Source organism: Pseudobutyrivibrio ruminis HUN009 (genome assembly GCF_000703005.1).
GTDB classification, from domain to species: domain Bacteria; phylum Bacillota; class Clostridia; order Lachnospirales; family Lachnospiraceae; genus Pseudobutyrivibrio; species Pseudobutyrivibrio ruminis_A.
The window spans coordinates 27,501-50,590 of sequence record NZ_JNLH01000001.1 but is presented as its reverse complement, the minus strand read 5'-3'; the positions used below and the strand labels follow the sequence as shown (position 1 = coordinate 50,590).

Here is a 23,090-nt window from a genome sequence, read left to right as displayed (position 1 = left end):
ATCTGTCTTATCGCCATGATCTAATTCTATATTCTTTAGGCGATAGACCATATTTGGCTTCGAAGATTCTGTAGAAATATGCAGAGTTTTCGTAGCCAATTTTTTTTATGATTTTTTCTGTTGTAAGGGTTGTGCTTTCTAACAGGTATGCTGATTCCTGAAGTCTTCGTTGTTGGAGAAGCTGCTTGAAATTTAGTCCGGTATTTTGTTTCAAAAGGCGGCTTAGATAGGCTATTGAATACCCTGTTAGCTGAGCCAGTTCATCCAGTGTGCCATTGTCAAAATGGGTATCAATGTATTCAAGGGCTTGAATTGTGATTGAGTTACTGCTCCGGCTCATATCAGTTAAAGTGTCTGATGATAGAGTACAAAGATTCATCAGAAGCAAATCCATTGTGGACATAGCGATAGTGTTCATATCATTTTTGTGATATGTGAGAGTCCAGATCAGATTTTCAATTAGATTCTCTACTGGAAGGATTCCAGCAGCGTGGTAAAGCAGATAGTCGTTGTAATTCTTTTTGTCTGAAAGAGATGTGACTATGAAATCTCTTAAAATATCGTTTCTATCATAGAAAATTTGGGTTCGGGAAAAGAACTCTGGCAGGATGATGAAATTTATCGCAATATCATCCTTTCCACATGGCTCAATATCGTGTCTGGCATGTCTATTCAAAAGTAATATATCACCCGCATGTAGAGTTAAAGTTTCGCCATCCACAAAATGAGTTGTCAGTTGTCCCTTTAGCATACAAACCATTTCTATATAGTTGTGTCTATGTGTAGGGAAATATGCAAATCTGGTGTGAGGCCTAATGTCGATTAGCTTGCCTTGGGCCAGTAGTTTCCCCGAATCTACAACAAATTCATCCTCAGAGGTATACAGCTCTTTTCTAATGTTTGTATCCCCCTCAAGAATCATTTTCTCCTCGTCTGTTATTCGATTTAGAAGTTCATAAATATCATTTCTCATAATGTCAAATAAGGTTCCAAAATATACAATCTGCTGTTCTAGTTACATCAATAAAATCATTATATTATAGGCTTAAATAAAGAGCAAATAAAGTTCTAGGAGGATTAAGATGTTAGTAGAAACAAAAGCAAGAGTGGGTGTGTTTTCTATCGCCCTTGGCGCATATTTACCACAGTTTCCATCGTTGGTACCAGAATTTGAAAAGCAGTTTGAGGATTTTAAAAAGTCAATTCCGGACACTGTAGAAATAATCGATGGTGGCGTAGTTACTACAAAGGAGCAGTCTCAGGCTGCAGGGGATAAGTTTAGAGCAGCAGATGTAGATTTAGTTTTCATGCAGCTTCTTACATATGCTACAAGCTACAACATGCTTCCAGCAGTAAAGGATTTGGATGTTCCTGTAGTCCTTGTAAATGTTCAGAAGCTTAAGGCACTTGATTACGATACAGCAGGTACAGCAGAGTGGCTTGGAGAAGCCTATGCTTGCGGTGCAGTTGGTGAAATGGTGGCAGATCTTAATCGCTATGGTAAGCGTAGCGCTGTAATTACAGGTGTTGTAGAAGGTGGAGATGAAAATGTCGCAAGAGAAATAAATGAGTGGTGTCTTGCAGCAAATTGTCGACGTCGTTTTAGAGATACAAACATTGCCCAGATTGGAAGACCATATCCTGGCATGATGGATTTATATATCGATGAGTCAAATCTCTACAGAAGAATGGGGCTTTACACAAAGCAGTTTGACTGGGAAAAGATTTGGGCTATTGCAGATGAAATTACAGACGAGGCCGTTATTAAAGCAAAGGCTGAGGACATCTTAGATACATTCGACATTGTTGGTGGTGGCGATGTAGATAAAGTATGGGAAATGGCAAAGTATGTTGTTGCCTTCGAACAATGGGTTAAGGACGAGCAGCTTGGTCTCGTAGCATCTCACTATGACGGATTTGCAAAGGGAATCGCTGGCAAGGTGGACAGCCTTCTTATCCCAGCCTTCTCTATGCTTATAAAGCAGGGAACAGCTTGTGCTGTTGAAGGAGATATGAAGGTTGCTATGGCAATGAGCATTTTGAAGACTATCTCTGGAACAGGTCAGCTGGCAGAAATGTACACTATCGATTTCAACGATGATGTGACTCTTATTGGACATTCAGGTTCTGGTGATGCAGCCATCTCTCAGGCCAAGAAGCCAACTATGAAGATGATGGATGTGTTCCACGGCAAGACAGGCGGCGGATATCTTACACAGTTCTATCCACCTACAGGACCTATCACTTATCTTGGCATCACACAGGATGGCGAGGGTCATTTCAAATTTGTTGTTGCCGAAGGCGTCAACGAGGAAGGTAAGATTCTTCAGAACGGTGACACAATGATGCGTACAAGATTCAGCTGCAGCGCTGCAGAGTTTGTAACCAGATGGAGCGAGACTGGCCCAACACATCATTTTGGTGCAGCAGTGGGTCATCATATTGAAACAATCAAAAAAGTTGCAAAGGTATTTAACGTACCAGTTGAAGTAGTAGTTAGATAAAGGAGAAATAGAAATGAAAGTATTAGAAGCAAAGTTTGTAGAAGGTTTTATGAGAATGGCAAATGACGGCTGGGAGCAGGGCTGGCATGAGCGCAATGGCGGAAACCTTTCTTATAGAATCAAGCCTGAGGAAGTAGATAGCGTAAAGGAAGAGTTCGTAGCAGGGGATTGGAGAGAAATCGGAACAGAAGTTAAGGATTTAGCAGGAGAGTATTTCCTTGTTACAGGCTCTGGAAAGTATTTCAGAAATGTAGTTATCGATCCAACTGATTCTATCGGAATCATTGAAGTAGATGAGACTGGTAGCAAATACAGAATCGTATGGGGATTTGTAAATGGCGGCAGACCAACATCAGAACTTCCATCACACCTTATGAACCTTGAGGTTTGCAAGAAGAGAAATGCAGAGATTCGCGTGGTATATCATTGCCATCCAACAAATGTTATTGCACTTACATATGTGCTTCCGCTTGAGGATGAAATCTTCACAAGAGAAATTTGGGAGATGGCAACAGAATGTCCAATCGTATTCTCTCAGGGAATCGGCGTAGTACCATGGATGGTTCCAGGCGGAAGAGATATTGCAGTTGCAACATCTGAAATCATGGCAACAAAGGATGTAGCTGTTTGGGCTCATCATGGTATGTTTGTATGCGGTACTGATTTTGATATTGCATTTGGTCTCATGCATACAGTTGAAAAGGCTGCTGAGGTACTTGTAAAGGTTCTTTCTATGACAAACAAGAAGCGTCAGACAATCCAGCCAGATGAGTTTAGAGCATTAAATGCACCATTTGGTGTTCAGATTAATGAAGAATGCTTATACGAAAAGAAGAGCGATATTATTGGAGAAAGATAATGACAAATTATTATTTAGCGGTAGATATTGGGGCATCTTCGGGTAGGCATATGCTTGCCCATCTTGAAGAGGGCAAAGTTGTTTTAGAGGAAATCCATCGATTTTCCAATGGAATGATTGAGGTGGATGGTCATAAGAGATGGGACATTGAGGAGCTCTTTAGACAGATGATTATTGGCTTAAAGAAATGTAAGGAGCTTGGAAAAATCCCGACCTCAATGGGCATTGACACCTGGGCAGTGGACTATGTTCTTTTAGATGAAAATGATAATGTGGTTAGACCATGCTTTGGATATCGCGATAGCAGAACAGCTGGAATGGACGAAGAGGTTTATAAAATAATTCCTGAGGATAAGCTGTATGAGCGCACTGGAATTCAAAAGGCTATCTTTAACACAATTTATCAACTTATGGCAGATAAAAAGGCGGGCTATCTTAAGGATGCGAAAAGCTTTTTGATGGTACCAGATTATCTCCATTATCTACTGACAGGCGTTAAATCAAATGAGTATACCAATTGTTCTACAACCCAGCTCCTTAATCCTGATACAAAAGAGTGGGACTATGAGCTTATTGAGATGCTTGGTTTCAATAAGGATTTATTTGGTGAGATTAAGCAGCCTGGTACATTCATTGGCGCATTTTCAGATTCAGTAAAGGCAGAAGTGGGATTCGACTGCAAAGTTGTACTTCCACCTACTCACGACACTGCCTCAGCTGTATTTGCAGTTCCAAACACATCTGACAATGTACTTTATATTTCATCTGGTACATGGTCCCTTTTAGGTAGTGAGAACATGGAAGCCATCTGCACAAAAGAGGCAATGGAAGCCAACTTCACCAACGAAGGTGGCTACGATGGTAGATTCCGTTTCCTTAAAAACATCATGGGACTTTGGATGATTCAGTCTGTAAGAAATGAGCTGATTGCAGCAGGGCAGGAGTATTCTTTTGCTGAGCTTTGTAATCTGGCAGAACAGGCGAAGATAGATGCTTTTGTGGATGCTAACGATGATTGCTTCCTTGCGCCGAAGTCTATGATAGAAGCAGTGAAGGAATACTGTAGAAGTCATGGCCAGGATGAACCTCAAACACCGGGAGAGCTTGCAAAGGTAATTTATCAGTCACTTGCAATCTGCTACAGAAAGGCCTGCAAAGAGGTTGAGGCTATCACTGGTAAGCACTTTGACACCATTAACGTAGTCGGTGGAGGCTCAAAAGCTGGCTACTTGAATAAACTCACAGCAGAAACCACAGGAAAAAATGTGATAGCTGGCCCATCAGAAGCTACAGCCCTTGGCAACATCGGTGCCCAGATGGTATCTGCTGGTGAAGTGGCTGGGCTTAAGGCGTTTAGAAAGCTATTGGCATAAGTACATATATAATTGTAAAACATCCATCGGTCATTTAAAATGATTGCGGGAGGTTTTTTATGAAATCAGACATCAAATACAAGCTGGCAGAAGCTATGAAAGCCTGCATGAAAACTACATCAGTGGAAAACATCACTGTCAAACAGATAGTGGATGTGTGTGGTGTTTCAAGACAAAGTTTCTATCGCAACTTTATCGACAAATATGACCTGATTAACTGGTATTTTGATTGCCTATTGGAACAATCCTTCAAGGAAATGGGGCAGGGCGAAACTATTCGTGAAGGTCTTATTAAAAAGTTTGCATACATAAAGCAGGAGAGATTATTCTTTACGGCTGGATTTAAGGGAGATGACCAGAACAATCTCAAGGACCATGACTTTATCATGATTTACGAGTTTTATTGTGATTTGATAAGAGAGAAGACTGGTGATAATCTTGATAAACATATGAGAAAGCTGCTGGAAATGTATTGCCAGGCATCTATCTACATGACTGTACAGTGGCTTATGAAAGGTATGAAGGAGTCTGAAGAAGAGCTGGCTGATTTGATGATAGATGCAATGCCAGATATGTTACACAAGCTATTCAAAGAAATAGATTTGGTTTAGAAAGCCTTTATTTTAGCTATTTGTGAATTTTATAAAAATGTTACACATACGTATATCTGTAACTTATATTGACACACTCTATGATGATAAAATATCAATCGTAGGGTGTGTTATTTTTTTAACACAATGTTTGTTACAAAAAAGGAGTGTATTGTTATGGCTAACAGAATTTCTTTAAATCCAACATCTTATCATGGTGCTGGTGCAATCCAGGAAGTAGTAAATGAGATTAAGGCTCATGGCTTCAAGAAAGCATTTGTTGCTTCAGATCCAGATCTTATTAAATTTGGAGTGACAGCTAAGGTTACAGACTTACTTGATGGAGCAGGTATTCCTTATGGTGTATACTCAGATATCAAACCAAATCCAACAATCGAAAATGTAAAGAACGGTGTTGAAGCATTTAAGACTTCTGGTGCAGATTGCATCGTTGCTATCGGTGGCGGATCATCGATGGATACATCAAAGGCAATTGGTATCATTATCACAAATCCAGAGTTTGCAGATGTTCGTTCGCTTGAAGGTGTTGCACCTACAAAGAATCCATGTGTACCTATTATTGCAGTTCCAACAACAGCAGGTACAGCAGCAGAGGTTACAATCAATTACGTTATTACAGACGTTGAAAAGGAAAGAAAGTTTGTATGTGTAGATACAAATGATATGCCAATCGTTGCAGTTGTTGACCCTGATATGATGTCATCTATGCCAAAGGGACTTACAGCCGCTACAGGTATGGATGCTCTTACACATGCAATTGAAGGATATACAACAAAGGCAGCTTGGGAGATGACAGATATGTTCCATCTTGAGGCTATTCGTCTTATTTCAAAGAATCTTCGTGATGCTGTTGAAAATAAAAAGGAAGGCCGCGAGGGTATGGCACTTGGTCAGTACATTGCAGGTATGGGCTTCTCAAATGTTGGTCTTGGAATTGACCATGCAATGGCTCACACACTTTCAGCACACTACGACACACCACACGGTGTAGCATGTGCAATGTTCCTTCCTATTTCTATGGAATTCAACCGCGAGTATACTGGGGAGAGACTTCGCGAGGTTGCTAGAGCTATGGGGGTAGAAGGTGTTGATAACATGACACAGGATGAGTACCGTGACGCAGCTATTGCAGCTGTTAAGAAGCTTTCTGAGGATGTTGGTATTCCAAAGACTCTTGATAAGATTAAGGAAGAGGATTTAGACCAGCTTGCAACAGATGCTCTTAATGATGCTTGCTATCCAGGAAATCCTCGTGAGGCTACAAAGGAGCAGGTAATTGATATGTTCCGTATGCTCATGGCATAAAATATGAATAAATAGTTAAAGATAAGTGTTCTGTGATTATTAGTTTCACAGGACACTTTTTTAATATATAATAAGGAATGATTAGGATAAATGTTTACTTAAAATTTAATTAATGCTATTATAGATAGGATTTTTTTATTTTTTAGGTTAACTAAGTTTTAGTCTAAATAGAGGAGTTTTGTAGAATGAGAAAGACAAAGATTATTTGTACAATCGGACCAGCCAGCATGAATGAGGAAACTCTTACAGCTATGGCAAAGGCCGGAATGAACGTAGCAAGAATGAACTTCTCCCATGGTGACCATGAGGAGCAGGGCATGAAGATGGATTTAGTTAAGAAAGTCCGCAAGAAGCTTAACATGCCAATCGCCATCTTACTTGACACAAAGGGACCAGAGTACCGTATCAAAACATTTAAGGACGGCTCTGTTACAGTTAACGAAGGTGACACATTCATCTTCACTACAGACGATGTTGAAGGTGATCAGACTAGAGTATCAGTTACTCACAAGAACCTTCACAAGGATCTTAACGTAGGTGATGTACTTTCAGTTTGCAACGGTATCGTATTCTTCGAGGTTACAGAAATCAAAGGCCACGATGTTATTACAAAGTGTACAGCCGGCGGTACTATGAGCAACAAGAAGTCAATGAGCTTCCCTAACAAGGTTATGTCAGGCCCATACCTTTCAGAGCAGGACAAGAAGGATATTCTTTTTGGTCTTGAGAACGACATTGATTTCATCGCTGCATCATTTGTTTCAACAAAGCAGGATATGATCGAGCTTAGAACATTCCTTGATGAGAATGGTGGTAAGGATGTAGAGGTTATCGCTAAGATCGAGAACCAGCCAGGTGTTGATAACGTAGATGAGATTCTTGAAATTGCAAATGGTATCATGGTTGCTCGTGGTGACCTTGGTGTTGAAATCCCATTTGTAAATCTTCCAGCAGTTCAGAAGCAGCTTATCACAAGAGCTCGTGAGCTTGGTAAGAGAGTTGTTACAGCTACAGAGATGCTTGAGTCTATGATTACAAATCCACGTCCTACACGTGCTGAAATCTCTGACGTTGCTAACGCTGTATATGATGGAACTTCTGCAATCATGCTTTCAGGCGAGTCAGCTCAGGGTAAATTCCCAGTACAGGCTGTTGCTACAATGGCAGAAATCGCTGAGACTACAGAGAACGACATCAACTACAACGGTCGTTTCCACAAGGATGACATCGCAATCGCTTCTATTCCAGATGCTGTTTGTCACTCTACATGTTCAATGGCTATCGACGTTGAGGCAAAGGCTATCGTTGCTTGCACAATGTCAGGTTACACAGCAAAGCGTGTTAGCCGTTTCCGTTGTCCAGTAGATGTAATCGCTATGACTACAGACAAAAAGGTTTGGAGAAAGCTTGCACTTAGCTGGGGTGTTACACCAGTTCTCGTTGATAAGTTCACATCACTTGATGTTATGTTCTATCATGCAGTTGGACGTGCTAAGCAGATGCTCAACCTTAAGAGCGGAGACCGCGTAGTTCTTACTGGCGGCCCAATCGATGGCAATGTAGGTAACACAAATACAATTAAGGTAGAGAGTATTCAGTAAGATTTGAGAATTCACAGACAATTCACAACTTTTACACGACTTGAACAAAGTTTTCAGTTAATATATACTCATCTCGAGAGAGATACAATTTTTTCATAACATTATTCTCCCTTTTGAAAGAGACGCTCCGCTGGCGTCTCTTTCACATTTTATAAGCTTTTATTTGTTATAAATATCCCAAATTTTCGAAAATTTCATAAAAGAATAATAATAGGACTTGATTTGTTTAAAAAAACTTCATATAATCCTCAAGTATATTTTTTTAGAGAGGTTTTATATGTTTTTCAAACACAAAAAAAGTTTTATTGCAATCGCGCTTGTTTTATCTTTATTCTTTAGTATTAGTAGTACTTCTATTGAAGCTAAAGCAGCTACTCCATATGCTTTATATGTAAATCGTGTGGCAAACGTTGTTACTGTAATGTCGCTTGATGCCCAAGGACAGTACACTATACCGGTAAAGGCTTATTTATGCTCAGTTGGAGCAAATATTGAGGACACTCCAACAGGAGTTTTTGCTACATCTGATTATTATGAGTGGAGACAGCTTTTTGGAAATAGTTATGGTCGATATGCCATCAGATTTAATGGACATATTCTTTTCCATTCAGTTCCATATGCAGCGCCTACTGTTAACTCCCTTAGAGGAAATGCATTTAATATGTTAGGTCAGGGAGCATCTCAGGGATGTGTTCGCATGGCAGTTGGAGATTTAAAGTGGATTTATGATAATTGCAAGGCAGGTACACCTGTAATTGTTTATGATGATGCAACAAATCCTGGCCCCCTTGGTAGACCAGCATCTGTCAAGCTTGATGTAAATGCAGGCCTTATTGGTTATGATCCTACAGAAGAGGCAGCTTACAATCCATGGATGACACTTGTGCCTACACAGTACTTGAAGCAGGATTCAGGAGATGGAATTATTCATGGATATGTTGGAATGGATGCGGAAGCTCTTGAACAATATATTGGTGCTAGATATAGCGATGGAAGAGAAATTGAGAAGTGGAATTATTCGATTCAAATAAATGGAAACTATAATCCTAATGTTTCAGGAACTTATGTTGTTTGGATTAAGGTTGCTGATAACAGAGGATATACATCAGTTGAAAAACAATATACTATTCAGTTATAAAAAAGAAGCTTTGTTACAATCTTGTAGCAAAGCTTCTTTATATTATATACGTTTTTTGCAAATATCTTCGAGACAGCATCTGTCACAGTAAGGAGCTGTCCTGGCAGTGCAAACGGCGCGACCATGATCCACAAGTCTATGGCATAAATCATTTCCTAATTCTGGCGGAATTATTTTTCTAAGGGCCATTTCTACTTTGGTAGGATCCTTTTCATTATCTACAAGTCCGATTCTGTTGGATAATCTAATTGCATGTGTGTCAGTAACAATTGCTGGTTTGCCAAACACATCTCCGAGAATGAGATTTGCCGATTTTCTGCCAACTCCAGGTAAAGCTAAAAGCTCTTCCATAGTGTCTGGAACCTTGGAATCATATGTGTCTCGAAGCATTCGCATGCAGGCAACGATATCCTTTGCCTTTGATTTGCCTAGGCCGCATGGACGAACAATTGCCTCTACTTCGTTTACATCAGCATTTGCTAATGAATCAATGGTAGGAAACTTTTCATATAGATGAGGAACTATTTCATTGACCCTGGCATCTGTGCACTGGGCTGCAAGTCGCACTGAAACTAAAAGCTTCCAGGCGTCATCGTAATCCAGAGTGCAGTCACTAGTGGGATATTCTTTTTCTAATCGTTCAATTACTAATAAAGCAAGTTCTTTTTTTCTCATGGACTTATTCTAACATATAATTGAAATGAATGGCTGTGTATGTTACAATCTGAGAGGTTTTTGAAAAATATTTGGGTTTTCGATAGGAGATTAATGTATGGAAAGCTACAAGTCACAATTTATAGAGTTTATGGTGGAGTCTGACGTCCTCAAATTCGGTGATTTTACATTGAAGAGCGGGCGTAAGTCTCCTTTTTTTATGAATGCAGGCGCCTACGTTACAGGTAGCCAGCTTATGCGCCTTGGCGAGTATTATGCAAAGGCAATTCATGATGCTTACGGTGAGGATTTTGATGTTCTTTTTGGACCAGCCTACAAAGGCATTCCTCTTGCTGTTATCACAGCTGAAGCATTTTACAAGCTATATGGCAAAGAAATCAAATATTGCAGCAACCGTAAAGAAGAAAAGGATCATGGAGCAGACATGGGCTCACTTCTTGGCTACAAGATTTCCGATGGCGATAGAGTCGTTATGATTGAGGATGTTACAACATCTGGAAAGAGCATGGAAGAAACAGTTCCAATTGTTAGAGCACAGGGCGATGTTACAATTGTTGGTCTTATGGTTTCTTTAAATCGTCAGGAAGTTGGTCTTTCAGGAGATAAAACAAAGACAGCCCTTGATGAAGTCGCAGAAACATACGGTTTCAAGACAGGTGCTATTGTTACAATGGATGAGGTTGTTGAGCACCTTTATAACAGAGAGTGCCAGGGTAAGGTTGTCATTGACGACGATATGAAGGCACGCATCGATGCATATTATAAGGAATATGGAGTTCAGTAAATGGCACGTAGTCGTTTTCACAGACGAAGCTCTTACGGCAATCAATTAAAAGCATTGCCAATGGAGGCTATGTATTCAGCAGGAGTTTCGTTAGTTTCGTTAATTATATATGGTGGTATTATTGCCGCCTCTGTTTACATGTCAGGTGAGACACCTCGCTGGCTTGGTGGTGGTCTTGGTACTTTAGGCTTTCTTGTCGCTTTTGGAGCATTTGTTTATAATGTTGGACAAATGAAGACTAAGACGGAGCTTAAATACAGAATTATATGCCTAGCTATCAGCTCAGTTATTATGATAGTTTGGATAGCAACACTTATTATCGGATTGATTAGAGGTTAGTATATGAGCAGCACTTTTTACAAAGAATTTGATGATATAATGGAACGCTTTGAGCTTGCTACAGAGCGTATATCTCAGATAAAAGAAGATAAAGAATTACCTGAAAATCTTCAGGCATATTTTAATCAGGTAGCTGAATTCGTCATGATGGTTCTTCCTATCATGAATAAGGCTATCGAAGGAACACTTGCACAGCGTACTCTTGAGCAGTGTCAGGCAGACAACAAAACTATTTTTTCTATTTATGAAGAAAGCAATTACGAGAATAGCTTTTTGTGTCCAACATATGCAGTAGAAAAGCTTGGCGAAGAAGTGGGCGGGCCTCTTTCGGCAGCATTCTATTCTATTACAAGCATTATAGAGGCTGCATTTGCTGGAAGAGTAGATAAGTTTACAATCTATTGTGAGCTTCTTCTTCAGCTCTATGGAGAATGCCAGATTGAGGACGAGGATAAATATCGTCGCGAGAGCATTTTAAATGCACTTTACTCATTTAAGCACGATTATTGCCAGATGTTCCTTTCAGAACAGATTATATCAATGGTTGATCCTGAGTATGATTTCTACACAAGAATCATTATGGAGGATGATCTTTCAGATGATAGATATATGTACAAGTATGGTATGTATATCGGGCCAAACGAGCTTGGTATAGCGGCTCATTTGCGTAGCCTTCCTCACGAGGATGTTGTAGCTATGGCTCAGACTTACGTTCAGGGCTATATCAAAGGCTTTGAGGTGACTGGCAAGGATATCTCTATTAAAGATACAGTTTGTGTTAATGCTCCAGTTGGATTCGAGCTTATGACTCGCGAAGCAATTCGTCTCTTTGACGAAGCAGGTCTTGCTGCTACTGTTAGATTTGGTGGTACATCATCTCGTAACCTTTTCTCAAGCGTTCCTAACAAGCAGTGCGAGTACGATCACAAGGATGACAGAGCTTACTACTGGGATAAGGGCATGGCAGACAGATTCCTTGAGGTTCAGAAGAACACTCTTGAGAAGCACAAAGAGCTTGCTGCAGTATATGGTGGGCCAGCTGTTATCGAGACATTTGGAGAAGTTCCATTTGAGCCAGCTAATAGAGCGGAGAATGCAGCGTATTCAGACAAGCAAAACGAGCTTAATGTTTATTATGCAAGCCAGAATGGTCAGATAAATAATCAATACATCAAGGGAGAGGAACGAAGCTTCACAATTATTGCTTACCCTATTCCTGAAATCGGCAAGGATTTCAATGAAATCTTTAATGAGACAGTTGCTGTTAACACAATGGATTACGAGTTATACAAAAACATCCAGCAGCACATCATCGACGTATTAGATCAGGGTGAAAAGGTTCACGTTACAGGCCGTGGAGAAAATCACACTGATATTACAGTAAAGCTTCATCATTTAGATGACCCTGCACACCAGACTAATTTCGAAAACTGCGTTGCAGATGTTAATATCCCAGTTGGTGAGGTATTCACAAGCCCAGAGCTTGAAGGAACAAATGGTGTTCTTCATGTAACTCAGGTATATCTTAATGAGCTTGGATATCGCAATCTTGAAATGAAGTTTGAGGATGGCAAGATTGTTTCATATACATGTAGCAATTTTGACACTGAAGAAGAAAATAAAAAATATATATACGACAATGTTCTGCATAAGCATGACACTCTTCCAATGGGAGAGTTTGCTATCGGAACAAATACCAGAGCTTTTGTGATGGGACAGAAATATTCCATTGCAGATAAGCTTCCAATCCTTATAGCAGAAAAAACAGGTCCACATTTTGCAGTAGGTGATACATGCTATTCTCACGCCGAGGATGTACCTATGTACAATCCAGACGGCAAGGAATGTATCGCAAGAGACAATTCTTGCTCACTACTTCGCAAGACGGACTTTTCGAAGGCATATTTCAATTGCCACACAGATATTACAATTCCTTACTATGAGTTAGGAGATATCACAGTTATTACAGCTGATGGCCGTGAGCTTCCTATCATTCGTGAAGGGCGCTTCGTCGTTCCAGGTACGGAAGAACTCAATAAGGCATTAGACATGTAAAAATAGCAAGTAGTCAACAAGCTCTTAGATTTCACAAGCGAGACATTCTAGTCGAGTGGAGAGATACTAAGGATTGTAGATGTAACTTGCGAGATATAAACTAGGAGGATAATGGAATGGCAAAGGTAAGTATAGTTATGGGTAGCGACAGCGATATGCCAGTAATGGCAAAGGCTGTAGAGGTACTCGAGAAATTTGGTGTAGATTACGAGATGAGAATTATCTCAGCACATCGTGAGCCAGATGTTTTCTTTGAGTATGCAAAGGGCGCAAAAGATAGAGGCGTTCAGGTTATTATTGCTGGAGCAGGCAAGGCAGCACATTTGCCTGGTATGTGTGCAGCTTTATTCGAAGGGCCTGTTGTTGGTATCCCAATGAAGACTAGCGACCTTGGAGGTGTAGATTCACTCTATTCCATTGTTCAGATGCCTACAGGTGTACCTGTAGCTACAGTTGCCATCAATGGCGGCGCAAATGCTGGTATACTTGCAGTTAAAATGCTTGCTATGGCAGACTCTGCCCTTGCAAGCAAACTCCACGATTTTATCGTAGAGCAGAAAGAATCAGTTGAGAAAAAAGACGGGCAGCTTCAGGCTGACGGTTATAAAGTATTTTTGTAGATATGTAGAAGGAAACTCTTTTTATTAAGGGTTTCCTTTTATTTATAAAATTTTGAACAAGAAACAAAGGAGAGAAACATGGATTACAAGAGTTCAGGAGTAGATATCGAGGCAGGATATGAGTCAGTGGAGCTCATGAAAAAGTTTGTGAAGGGCACTATGAGACCAGAAGTACTTGGCGGACTTGGCGGTTTTTCTGGAGCATTTGATTTGAGTGCTATCAAGAACATGGATGAGCCAGTGCTTTTATCTGGTACAGACGGTTGTGGAACAAAGGTTAAGCTTGCATTCCTTATGGATAAGCATGACACAATCGGTATTGATGCAGTTGCAATGTGTGTTAATGATGTTGCATGTGCAGGTGGAGAGCCACTTTTCTTCCTTGATTATATTGCATGCGGAAAGAACATCCCTGAAAAGATTGCTACAATCGTTAGCGGTGTAGCAGAGGGATGCAAGCAGTCTGGCTGCGCCCTTGTAGGTGGTGAAACAGCAGAGCACCCAGGTCTTATGCCTGAGGAGGAGTACGATCTTGCTGGTTTTGCAGTAGGTATTGTAGATAAAAAGGATATTATTACAGGTGAAACACTAAAGGATGGAGATGTACTTATTGGTATGGCTTCAACAGGTGTTCATTCAAATGGTTTCTCTCTTGTTCGTAAGATTTTCGATATGACAAAGGAAAGTCTTGATACATATTACGATGAGCTTGGTACAACTCTTGGTGAGGCTTTAATTGCTCCAACACGTATTTATGTTAAAGCTCTCAAGGCTGTTAAGGATGCAGGTGTTAGAGTAAAGGCCTGCTCACATATTACAGGTGGTGGTTTCTATGAAAATATTCCACGTATGCTTCCAGAAGGAAAGCGCGCTGTAGTAGAGAAGGATTCTTATGAAGTTCCAGCAATCTTCAAGCTTATGGCTAAGAAGGGCAATGTTTCTGAGCAGATGATGTACAACACATACAACATGGGACTTGGTATGATTGTAGCTGTTGACCCAGCTGACGTTGATAAGACAATGGAAGCTATGCGCTCTGCTGGGGACACACCATATGTTGTTGGTAAGATTGTTGACGGAGAAAAGGGAGTAGATTTAGTTTAATGAGAATAGCAGTTTGCGTATCTGGAGGTGGCACAAACCTCCAGGCAATCATTGATAAGATTAACTCAGGCGAGATTCACAATACTGAAATAGCTGTTGTTATATCTAACAATAAAAATGCATATGCTTTAGAGCGTGCTGCAAAGGCGGGAATCGAAGGGGTTTGTATTTCGCCTAAGGATTATGAGAGTCGAGAAGCATTTAATAAGTCTTTTTTGGAGAAATTAAATTCATATAATGTAGATTTGGTTGTATTGGCGGGTTTTTTAGTAGTGATACCGGAGGAAATGATTCGCCAGTATCGAAACCGAATCATTAACATTCACCCATCTTTAATTCCAAGTTTTTGCGGTACAGGTTTTTATGGATTAAAGGTTCATGAAGGGGTTCTTGAACGTGGTGTAAAAGTCACTGGAGCAACATGCCACTTTGTGGATGAAGGGACAGATACTGGCCCTATCATCTTGCAAAAGGCTGTAGATGTAATGGAGGATGATACTCCAGAAACACTTCAGCGCCGAGTAATGGAGCAGGCTGAGTGGATAATTATGCCACGCGCAATCGATTTAATTGCCCGCGGATGTGTATCTGTGGTGGACGGAAAAACAAAAATAATAGAGAAGTAAGATGTTTAGACGAGCTGGTAGGTAATAGCTATAGGAGGATATAGTTTATGAAGGTTTTAATAGTAGGTAGTGGCGGAAGAGAGCATGCAATTGCGCTTGCTGTTTCTAGAAGCTCTAAGGTAGATAAAATTTACTGTGCGCCAGGAAATGCAGGTATTTCTGAACTTGCAGAGTGCGTAGATATTAAGGCTATGGAGTTTGATAAGCTTGTAGCTTTTGCAAAGGAAAACGCTATTGATTTGACAATCATCGGTATGGATGACCCACTTGTAGGTGGTGTTGTAGATAAGTTTGAGGAAGCTGGACTTCGCTGCTTTGGCCCTAGAAAGAATGCTGCTATTCTTGAAGGCTCAAAGGCTTTCTCAAAGGACTTAATGAAAAAATATAATATTCCAACAGCAGGTTATGAAAACTTCACAGATCCTGATGCAGCTTTAAAATATCTTGAGACTTGTAAATATCCAATCGTACTTAAGGCTGATGGACTTGCTCTTGGTAAGGGTGTTCTTATTTGCGAAACACATGAGGACGCAGTTGCAGGTGTTGCAGAAATCATGCAGGACAAGAAATTCGGAGATGCTGGTAACACAATGGTAGTGGAGGAATTTATGACAGGCCGCGAGGTTTCTGTACTTTCATTTGTCGATGGAAATACCGTTAAAATTATGTCTTCAGCCCAGGACCACAAGCGTGCAGGAGATGGGGATACAGGCCTTAACACAGGCGGAATGGGTAATTTCTCTCCATCACCATTCTTTACAAAAGAAATCGAGGATTTCTGCCAAAAGAATATTTTCCAGCCTACAGTTGATGCTATGAAAGCTGAGGGAAGAGAATTTAAGGGCGTTATCTTCTTTGGATTAATGCTTACAGAAGAAGGCCCTAAGGTACTTGAGTACAATGCTAGATTTGGCGATCCAGAGGCCCAGGTTGTCCTTCCTCGTCTTCAGAATGATATCATTGATGTGATGGAAGCTTGCATTGATGGAAAGCTTGATCAGATTGATCTTAAGTTTTCGGATGAGGCTGCAGTATGTGTAGTTCTTGCGTCAGATGGATATCCTGTAAAATACGAAAAGGGATTCCCTATCACGGGCTTCGAAAAGTTCAATAACAAGGATTACTATTGCTTCCATGCTGGAACAGCAAAAAATGACAAGGGCGAAATCGTTACAAACGGTGGTCGAGTGCTTGGAATCACAGCTCTTGGTAAAGATTTAGTTGAGGCTAGGGCAAAAGCATACGAGGCAACAGAGTGGATCAATTTTGAAAATAAATATATGAGACACGACATTGCGAACGCCATCCTTAAATAAAATTGTGTTTTAATTGTGAATTTGTACAAAAAGGCAAAAGCACTTTTTTGCAAAACTCCAAAATTTGTTTGCAGCTCTTTACAGGAGAGGGATTTCCATGTAAAGTAGTTGCATAACAAATTTCGGATTGTTACTGTTCGATGTTCGTACAGGCAAGACTGAATCATATCCCGGGGTCGGGTTTCTGACTTTTATTTTGGTGGGGTAGGTTCGGTCATTTTTTGTTTATAAGAGAGTATTTATGAAAATTAAAAAAGTTCTTAACAACAATGCTGCATTGGCGTCAGATGAAAACGGAAATGAAATAATATATACAGGCTGTGGAATTTGTTTCCAAAAACGTCCAGGAGATGAGCTTGATGAAAGCAAAATCGAAAAGACCTTTGTTATGGAAAAGGCAAATGAGCAGTTCTTAAAACTGGTTTCTGAGTTGCCATATGAACAGATTCAGGTTGCAGATGAAATCATCAGATACGCATCAGACAATCTTGGTAAAAGACTTTGCAATAACATATATATCACTCTTACAGATCATTTGGGATTTGCTATAGAACGAAGCAAAAGCGGTACATTTTTAAAAAACAAGCTTTTGTGGGAAATAAAAACATACTATAAAGTTGAATACAACCTAGGATGTCATGCCCTTGAAATTATTAAGGACAAGCTTGGTGTTGACCTTCCAGAAGATGAAGCAGGCTTCTTTGCACTTCATATCGTAAATGCGGAATTAGATGGAAACATCCATCACACTATGGAAGCTCCAGAAATCATCGATGACATCATCAGCATAGTTAAATATACATACAAAAGAGATTTGGATGAGGATTCCTTCTCATATGAAAGATTCATCACTCATCTGAAATATTTCTTACAGAGGGCTGAGCGTAATGCATATTACGAACCTCAGGATCCAGGAATCTTCGAAATTATTATGGAGAGATTCCCAGAGGCATACAATTGTGCCACACGTATTAAAAGCTACATGGAATCAAAATATCCAGAAAAGCTTACAGACGAAGAAATGTTGTACCTTACAGTACACATTGCTCGAATAACAGATAGAGATTAACCAGGGATGGTTACGGCGTTAGAGTCGGCTAGACCCGTACGATAATCATATAGTCAATCAGGCTATAGCTTTGTCGTGCGGGTTTTTTTTATTAGGTAATATTCAGTCCAGTGCGCAGGGGCTGTATAGTATATAAGAGAAAAAGGAGAAACAAATTATGGCAAGCAAATATGATGGCTTGGCTCGCATCATTATCCAGAATGTGGGCGGAAAAGACAACATTCAAAGTATTACACATTGTGTAACAAGACTCAGATTTTCACTTAAAGACGAAAGCAAAGCAAACACAGACATTTTAAAAGAGACAGACGGAATCGTTACAGTAATTCAGTCTGGTGGTCAGTACATGGTAGTTATTGGAAATCATGTACCACAGGTATTCGACGCAGTTATCAGCGTAGGACATCTTGAAAGCAAATCTGCATTAGCAGGTGGAAATGAAATCGAATCAACAGGAAAGCAAAATCCTTTCAATGCATTTATTAGCATCATTACTAGTGTGTTCACACCATTCCTCGGAGTGCTCTGTGCATGCGGTATTTTAAAGGGTGTACTTGCACTTCTTACAGCAATTGGGGTTATGTCTGCAGCAGGCGGAACATACAACTTCCTTTACTCACTTGGCGACGCAGCATTTTATTTCTTACCACCAATTCTTGGTATGACAGCAGCAAAGAAGTTCAAACTTCCAGAGATGGAAGGTTTACTTATTGGTCTTGCTATGGTTTACCCATACTTGACAGGCGGAGATTATGATATTTCAAACTTATTTGGAATTCCAGTTTCAATGCCACCTTCAGGAAACTATACATCATCAGTTATTCCTGTAATCCTTGCAGTAGCATTTGCTGCATGGTTTGAAAACAAGTGTGTTAAGAAAATTGTTCCAGATACAATCAAGCTATTTGGTGTTCCACTTATCACATTGTTTGTTACATTCGTATTAACAATCTTTATCATCGGACCAGTTGCTTCTGCAATTGCTAACGTACTTGCATTGTTCTTCAATACATTAAATGCATTAAGCCCAATCCTTATGGGTGCAGTTGTTGGTTTCTTCTGGCAGATACTTGTTATGTTTGGTCTTCACTGGTCACTTGTACCAATCGCATTATCAAACCTTACAACATCAGGTGAGGATATCATTCTTGTAGCTATGCTTGGTACAACATTTGCTCAGACAGGTGCTGTTCTTGGTATCTGGCTCAAGACAAAAGATAAAAAGATTAAGTCACTTGCGCCAGCTGCATTTGTTTCAGGACTTGCAGGTGTTACTGAGCCAGCTATTTATGGTCTTACACTTCCAAAGAAGGCTCCATTCTTCCGTACATGCGTTATCGCAGGTGTTGCAGGTGCAGTTCTTTGCACAATGGGCGTAAAGGCTTACCAGATGGCAGGTATGGGTGTATTTGCTTATCCAGCATATGTTAACACTTCTACAAATGACACAAGAGGTATGATTATTTCAATCGTTGTTACTTTAGCTTGTGTAGTTGCGGGATTCCTTTCAGAGCTTATTTTCTACAAGGATGACGCTCCTGCAAAGAAGGAAGTAAAGGTTGAAGGTTCATCACAGGCTGAGACACTTGTAGCTCCAATCAAAGGTGAATTAAAGCAGTTATCAGATATTGCTGATGCAGCATTCTCTTCAGGTGCAATGGGCAAGGGTATTGCAATTGCTCCATCAGAAGGAAAGGTATATGCTCCAGCAGATGGTACAATTACAGCATTCTTTGCAACAGGTCATGCAATTGGCCTTACAACAGACAAGGGTGCAGAAATTATTATCCATGTAGGTATGGACACTGTTAAGCTTGAGGGTAAAGGCTTTGAACCAAAGGTTAAGCAGGGAGATAAGGTAAAGAAGGGTGACCTTTTATTAGAATTTGATATTGATTATATTACTTCAGAAGGATACTCTGTTGATACACCAGTTATCATTACAAATACACCAAAGTATGATGACGTTATTCCTACAGATGCTGCTTCAGTTGCAGTAGGTGATACACTTATTACACTTTTATAGTTATATAGTTTTGGGTTGAAGGATTAACTTCAACCCAGCTTATGAAATATTTTAGAAAGCGAGGCTTTAAAATGAGTACATTTAGAGAAGATTTCTTATGGGGAGGCGCAGTAGCCGCAAACCAGTTTGAGGGGGCATGGGACGTAGATGGAAAAGGAGCATCCGTGTCAGATATGTGCACAAATGGAAGCCACACAACTCCAAAGCGTGTAACTACAAAAATTGAAGAGGGGACTCTCTATCCTTCACATGAGGCAATAGACTTTTATCATCACTATGAAGAAGATATTGCACTCTTTGCTGAAATGGGATTTAAGGTGTTCCGTACATCAATTAACTGGACAAGAATTTTCCCTACAGGAATGGAATCAGAGCCAAACGAGGCAGGTCTTGCTTTTTATGACAAGGTTTTTGATTGCTGCAAAAAGTATGGTATTGAGCCACTTGTTACTATTTCTCACTATGAGTTGCCATATGCTTTTGTTGAGAAATACAACGGATGGGAGGGCAGAGAGCTTATCGAGTACTTTATGAATTATTGCAAGGCTATCTTTGCAAGATATAAGGGAAAGGTAAAGTATTGGCTAACTTTCAACGAAATCAATGCAGGTACAATGCCACTTGGCGCAGTTTTATCAACAGGTACAATCAAAGGATATTCGGGTCCTGTAACAGAGGTTCCAAATAAGCCACAGGAGAGATTCCAGGCACTTCATCATCAGTTTGTTGCATCAGCACTTGCTGTTAAGTACGCTCATGACAACTATCCTGAGTATAAGTTAGGCAACATGATTTGCTTCGTTACATCATACCCAGCAACATGTAATCCTGCTGATATCATCGCAAATCAGGAGCATATGAGAGAAGTTAACTGGTATTGTTCGGATGTTCAGGTTCGTGGTGAATATCCTGCATACGCAAAGAGCATTTGGGATAAGCATGGCATCACAATCAAAATGGAACCAGGCGATGCAGAAATTCTTAAGCAAGGTACTGTTGACTTCTATACATTTAGCTACTACATGTCTAATGTAATTAGTGGCAATCCAGAAGCAAATAAGGGCGAAGGAAACCTTATTTCAGGTGGCAAGAACCCATACCTTGAATCATCGGATTGGGGATGGCAGATTGACCCACAGGGACTTAGATATTCTCTTAATGAAATCTATGATAGATATCGTATACCTCTTATGGTTGTTGAAAATGGACTTGGAGCAAAGGACGAAATCGAGGCTGATGGTTCAATAAATGACGACTATAGAATTGATTACCTCAGAAAGCATATTTCAGAAATGAAAAAGGCAGTAGAGGATGGTGTAGATTTGATGGGCTACACACCTTGGGGATGTATTGATTTAGTTAGCGCATCAACAGGTGAGATGGCAAAGAGATATGGTTTCATTTATGTAGAGAAATACGATGATGGAACAGGCACTCTTGCTCGTAGAAAGAAGAAATCTTTTGATTGGTACAAGAATGTTATTTCATCAAATGGTGAGAATCTTTAATACATGTGTTTAATAAAAGGCAGTCTAGCATAGCTAGGCTGCCTTTTCTGTTATTGCACTTTTCGGTTTCCTGCAAGTACCTCGTGATAGTCTTCTAGGTTCTTTCTTAAAAGTGTTGGAATTTGCAATTCGTATGGACAATGTGTCATGCATTTTCCACATTCAATACAATCATTTATCTTTTCCATTTCTGCCTGCCAGTACTCATTTAGCCAACTCTCACTAGGAGCACGTCTAAGCATGAGAGACATACGATTACACTGGTTAATCTGAATTCCAACAGTACAAGGCATACAATAACCACAGCCTCTGCAGAAGTCACCCATAAGTTCTTTTCGCTCTTTTTCAATGAAAGCTTTTAACTCTTCATCCATGGTAGGAGTGCTATCCATAAATGCCAGCCATTCATCTAATTCAGATTCGCGCTGAATACCCCAAATTGGAACTGCACCATCGAATTGAGAAATAAATGCCATTGCTGCCTTTGAGTTGGTTATAAGACCGCCGGCAAGCCCCTTCATGGAAATAAATCCCATTTCGTGTTTATTGCAAAGAAGGATTAACTCAACTTCCTTTTCTGTAGCAAGGTAACTCATGGGATACTGTAGGGTTTCATATAAACCTGATTCGATGATTTCTTTTGCAACTCCTAGCTTATGAGCTGTGCCGCCAATATGCTTGATTTTGCCTAATCGTTTTGCTTCCTCTAGACACTCGTATAATCCGGTGCCATCTCCTGGTTTATAGCATTGTGGCATCATGTGTAATTGATATATATCAATATAATCTGTCTTTAGGTTTGTCAGAGAAGTATCTAAATCTTTCCAGAATTCTTCAGGAGTTTTTGCTGCTGTTTTTGTGGCAATAATAATATCTTCACGTTTGATGTAGCCAGTTCCAAATGCCTCGCCTAATTTGATTTCGCTGTCGCTGTAAGCTCTTGCAGTGTCAAAGAATCGCATACCACCGTCGTAAGCTTTTCTAAGAATTCTAACTGCTTCTTCAATACTAACACGTTGAATAGGCAATGCACCAAATCCATTTTGAGGAACTTTTATGCCAGTTTTTCCTAAAATGATATCTTTCATTTTGAAATCCTCCTATTACGTATTTAATTGTTGCTGATATTTTATCATGTAGGGGAGAATAAAGTCTATTTTTCTTAAAGATGTGGTAATATCATAAATATATAATATGGAGAGGAATACGGGGAGCATACATGAATACACACAAAAAATCGGATATATTATCATACATATTAATAGTAATTGGAGCCATTATGGCCAGCTTTTCAGTCGCATTAATTTTGCTTCCAAATGATGCTATCGACTATGGAACTGCAGGTGTGGCAATTATTATAAGTAAGCAAACAGGATTGCCTCTTGCACCATGTGTATTTGGCGTCTTTATACCATTTATTATTGCGGGCTATATTGTGTTAGGTAGAAGCTTTACAATCAAAGCGACAATGGGCTCTATCGCATATACGTTAGGTATTAGATTTTTTGAGGGCATTCCTTTTGAATTGAACACAGAACACTTTTTAGCAGTGGCATTTGGTGGAGCAATTTTGGGGG

General features: G+C 39.9%; 21 protein-coding genes (1 of these 21 only partly in view). 18 read left to right on the top strand and 3 right to left on the bottom strand.

Going from position 1 to position 23,090, the window contains the following annotated elements:
- Nucleotides 1-7: 7 nt before the first annotated feature.
- The gene (locus BO15_RS0100275) at nt 8-973 is read right to left on the bottom strand and encodes an AraC family transcriptional regulator (protein ID WP_033151529.1); all 966 of its coding nucleotides are present in this window, start codon (nt 971-973) and stop codon (nt 8-10) included.
- Between the two features lie 109 nt (nt 974-1,082).
- Between BO15_RS0100275 and BO15_RS0100270 the strand changes: the two genes are divergently transcribed.
- From BO15_RS0100270 to BO15_RS0100240, 7 genes are all read left to right on the top strand, one after another.
- Nucleotides 1,083-2,504, top strand: coding sequence for an arabinose isomerase (locus tag BO15_RS0100270; protein ID WP_033151528.1), 1,422 nt, complete (start codon nt 1,083-1,085; stop codon nt 2,502-2,504).
- Between the two features lie 13 nt (nt 2,505-2,517).
- A complete protein-coding gene (gene rhaD / locus BO15_RS0100265) occupies nt 2,518-3,363 on the top strand; it encodes a rhamnulose-1-phosphate aldolase (protein ID WP_033151527.1) in 846 nt (281 codons plus the stop codon).
- The gene (gene rhaB / locus BO15_RS0100260; protein WP_033151526.1) at nt 3,363-4,736 is read left to right on the top strand and encodes a rhamnulokinase; all 1,374 of its coding nucleotides are present in this window, start codon (nt 3,363-3,365) and stop codon (nt 4,734-4,736) included. The genes rhaD and rhaB overlap by 1 nt, the downstream gene beginning before the upstream one ends.
- A gap of 59 nt (nt 4,737-4,795) precedes the next feature.
- Nucleotides 4,796-5,347 (top strand): TetR/AcrR family transcriptional regulator, encoded by a 552-nt coding sequence (locus tag BO15_RS0100255; RefSeq protein ID WP_033151525.1) that lies wholly within the window; start codon nt 4,796-4,798, stop codon nt 5,345-5,347.
- 156 nt (nt 5,348-5,503) lie between these two features.
- Complete coding sequence (gene fucO / locus BO15_RS0100250) at nt 5,504-6,652, top strand: lactaldehyde reductase (protein WP_033151524.1); 1,149 nt, start codon at nt 5,504-5,506, stop codon at nt 6,650-6,652.
- A 185-nt stretch (nt 6,653-6,837) separates the two neighbouring features.
- Nucleotides 6,838-8,253: a pyruvate kinase gene (pyk, locus tag BO15_RS0100245; RefSeq protein WP_033151523.1), complete on the top strand. Its 1,416-nt coding sequence runs from the start codon at nt 6,838-6,840 to the stop codon at nt 8,251-8,253.
- Nucleotides 8,254-8,530: 277 nt separating this feature from the next.
- Nucleotides 8,531-9,391, top strand: a complete 861-nt coding sequence (locus BO15_RS0100240; RefSeq protein WP_052169684.1) for a L,D-transpeptidase — start codon at nt 8,531-8,533, stop codon at nt 9,389-9,391.
- A gap of 42 nt (nt 9,392-9,433) precedes the next feature.
- Here BO15_RS0100240 and BO15_RS0100235 read toward each other — a convergent pair whose 3' ends face one another.
- Entirely contained in the window at nt 9,434-10,066 is a 633-nt protein-coding gene (locus BO15_RS0100235; RefSeq protein WP_033151522.1) for an endonuclease III domain-containing protein, read from the bottom strand.
- A 97-nt stretch (nt 10,067-10,163) separates the two neighbouring features.
- Between BO15_RS0100235 and pyrE the strand changes: the two genes are divergently transcribed.
- The 10 genes from pyrE (at nt 10,164) to BO15_RS0100185 (ending at nt 21,513) form a co-directional block, all read left to right on the top strand.
- The gene (gene pyrE / locus BO15_RS0100230) at nt 10,164-10,850 is read left to right on the top strand and encodes an orotate phosphoribosyltransferase (RefSeq protein WP_033151521.1); all 687 of its coding nucleotides are present in this window, start codon (nt 10,164-10,166) and stop codon (nt 10,848-10,850) included.
- Entirely contained in the window at nt 10,851-11,189 is a 339-nt protein-coding gene (locus BO15_RS0100225; protein WP_033151520.1) for a hypothetical protein, read from the top strand.
- A 3-nt stretch (nt 11,190-11,192) separates the two neighbouring features.
- Nucleotides 11,193-13,244, top strand: a complete 2,052-nt coding sequence (locus BO15_RS0100220; RefSeq protein WP_033151519.1) for an aminopeptidase — start codon at nt 11,193-11,195, stop codon at nt 13,242-13,244.
- 116 nt (nt 13,245-13,360) lie between these two features.
- Nucleotides 13,361-13,864 (top strand): 5-(carboxyamino)imidazole ribonucleotide mutase, encoded by a 504-nt coding sequence (purE, locus tag BO15_RS0100215; protein WP_033151518.1) that lies wholly within the window; start codon nt 13,361-13,363, stop codon nt 13,862-13,864.
- Nucleotides 13,865-13,942: 78 nt separating this feature from the next.
- Nucleotides 13,943-14,968 (top strand): phosphoribosylformylglycinamidine cyclo-ligase, encoded by a 1,026-nt coding sequence (gene purM / locus BO15_RS0100210; RefSeq protein WP_033151517.1) that lies wholly within the window; start codon nt 13,943-13,945, stop codon nt 14,966-14,968.
- A complete protein-coding gene (gene purN / locus BO15_RS0100205; protein WP_033151516.1) occupies nt 14,968-15,594 on the top strand; it encodes a phosphoribosylglycinamide formyltransferase in 627 nt (208 codons plus the stop codon). The genes purM and purN overlap by 1 nt, the downstream gene beginning before the upstream one ends.
- A 47-nt stretch (nt 15,595-15,641) precedes the next feature.
- On the top strand, nt 15,642-16,910 hold the full coding sequence (gene purD / locus BO15_RS0100200) for a phosphoribosylamine--glycine ligase (RefSeq protein WP_033151515.1): 1,269 nt from the start codon (nt 15,642-15,644) through the stop codon (nt 16,908-16,910).
- 241 nt (nt 16,911-17,151) lie between these two features.
- Nucleotides 17,152-17,979 carry a BglG family transcription antiterminator LicT gene (licT, locus tag BO15_RS0100195; RefSeq protein WP_033151514.1) on the top strand — a complete coding sequence of 276 codons (828 nt, stop codon included), beginning with the start codon at nt 17,152-17,154 and terminating at the stop codon, nt 17,977-17,979.
- Between the two features lie 157 nt (nt 17,980-18,136).
- Nucleotides 18,137-20,005: a beta-glucoside-specific PTS transporter subunit IIABC gene (locus BO15_RS0100190; protein WP_033151513.1), complete on the top strand. Its 1,869-nt coding sequence runs from the start codon at nt 18,137-18,139 to the stop codon at nt 20,003-20,005.
- 71 nt (nt 20,006-20,076) lie between these two features.
- Entirely contained in the window at nt 20,077-21,513 is a 1,437-nt protein-coding gene (locus BO15_RS0100185; protein ID WP_033151512.1) for a glycoside hydrolase family 1 protein, read from the top strand.
- Between the two features lie 50 nt (nt 21,514-21,563).
- On the opposite strand, the gene BO15_RS0100180 is transcribed toward BO15_RS0100185, so the two are convergent.
- A complete protein-coding gene (locus BO15_RS0100180) occupies nt 21,564-22,601 on the bottom strand; it encodes an aldo/keto reductase (RefSeq protein WP_033151511.1) in 1,038 nt (345 codons plus the stop codon).
- A 131-nt stretch (nt 22,602-22,732) separates the two neighbouring features.
- On the opposite strand from BO15_RS0100180, the gene BO15_RS0100175 reads away from it, so the two are divergent.
- On the top strand, nt 22,733-23,090 hold the 5' portion of the coding sequence (locus BO15_RS0100175) for a YitT family protein (RefSeq protein WP_033151510.1). The gene runs 482 nt beyond the window's last position; only the first 358 of its 840 coding nucleotides appear in the window; its start codon is at nt 22,733-22,735; its stop codon lies off the right edge, out of view.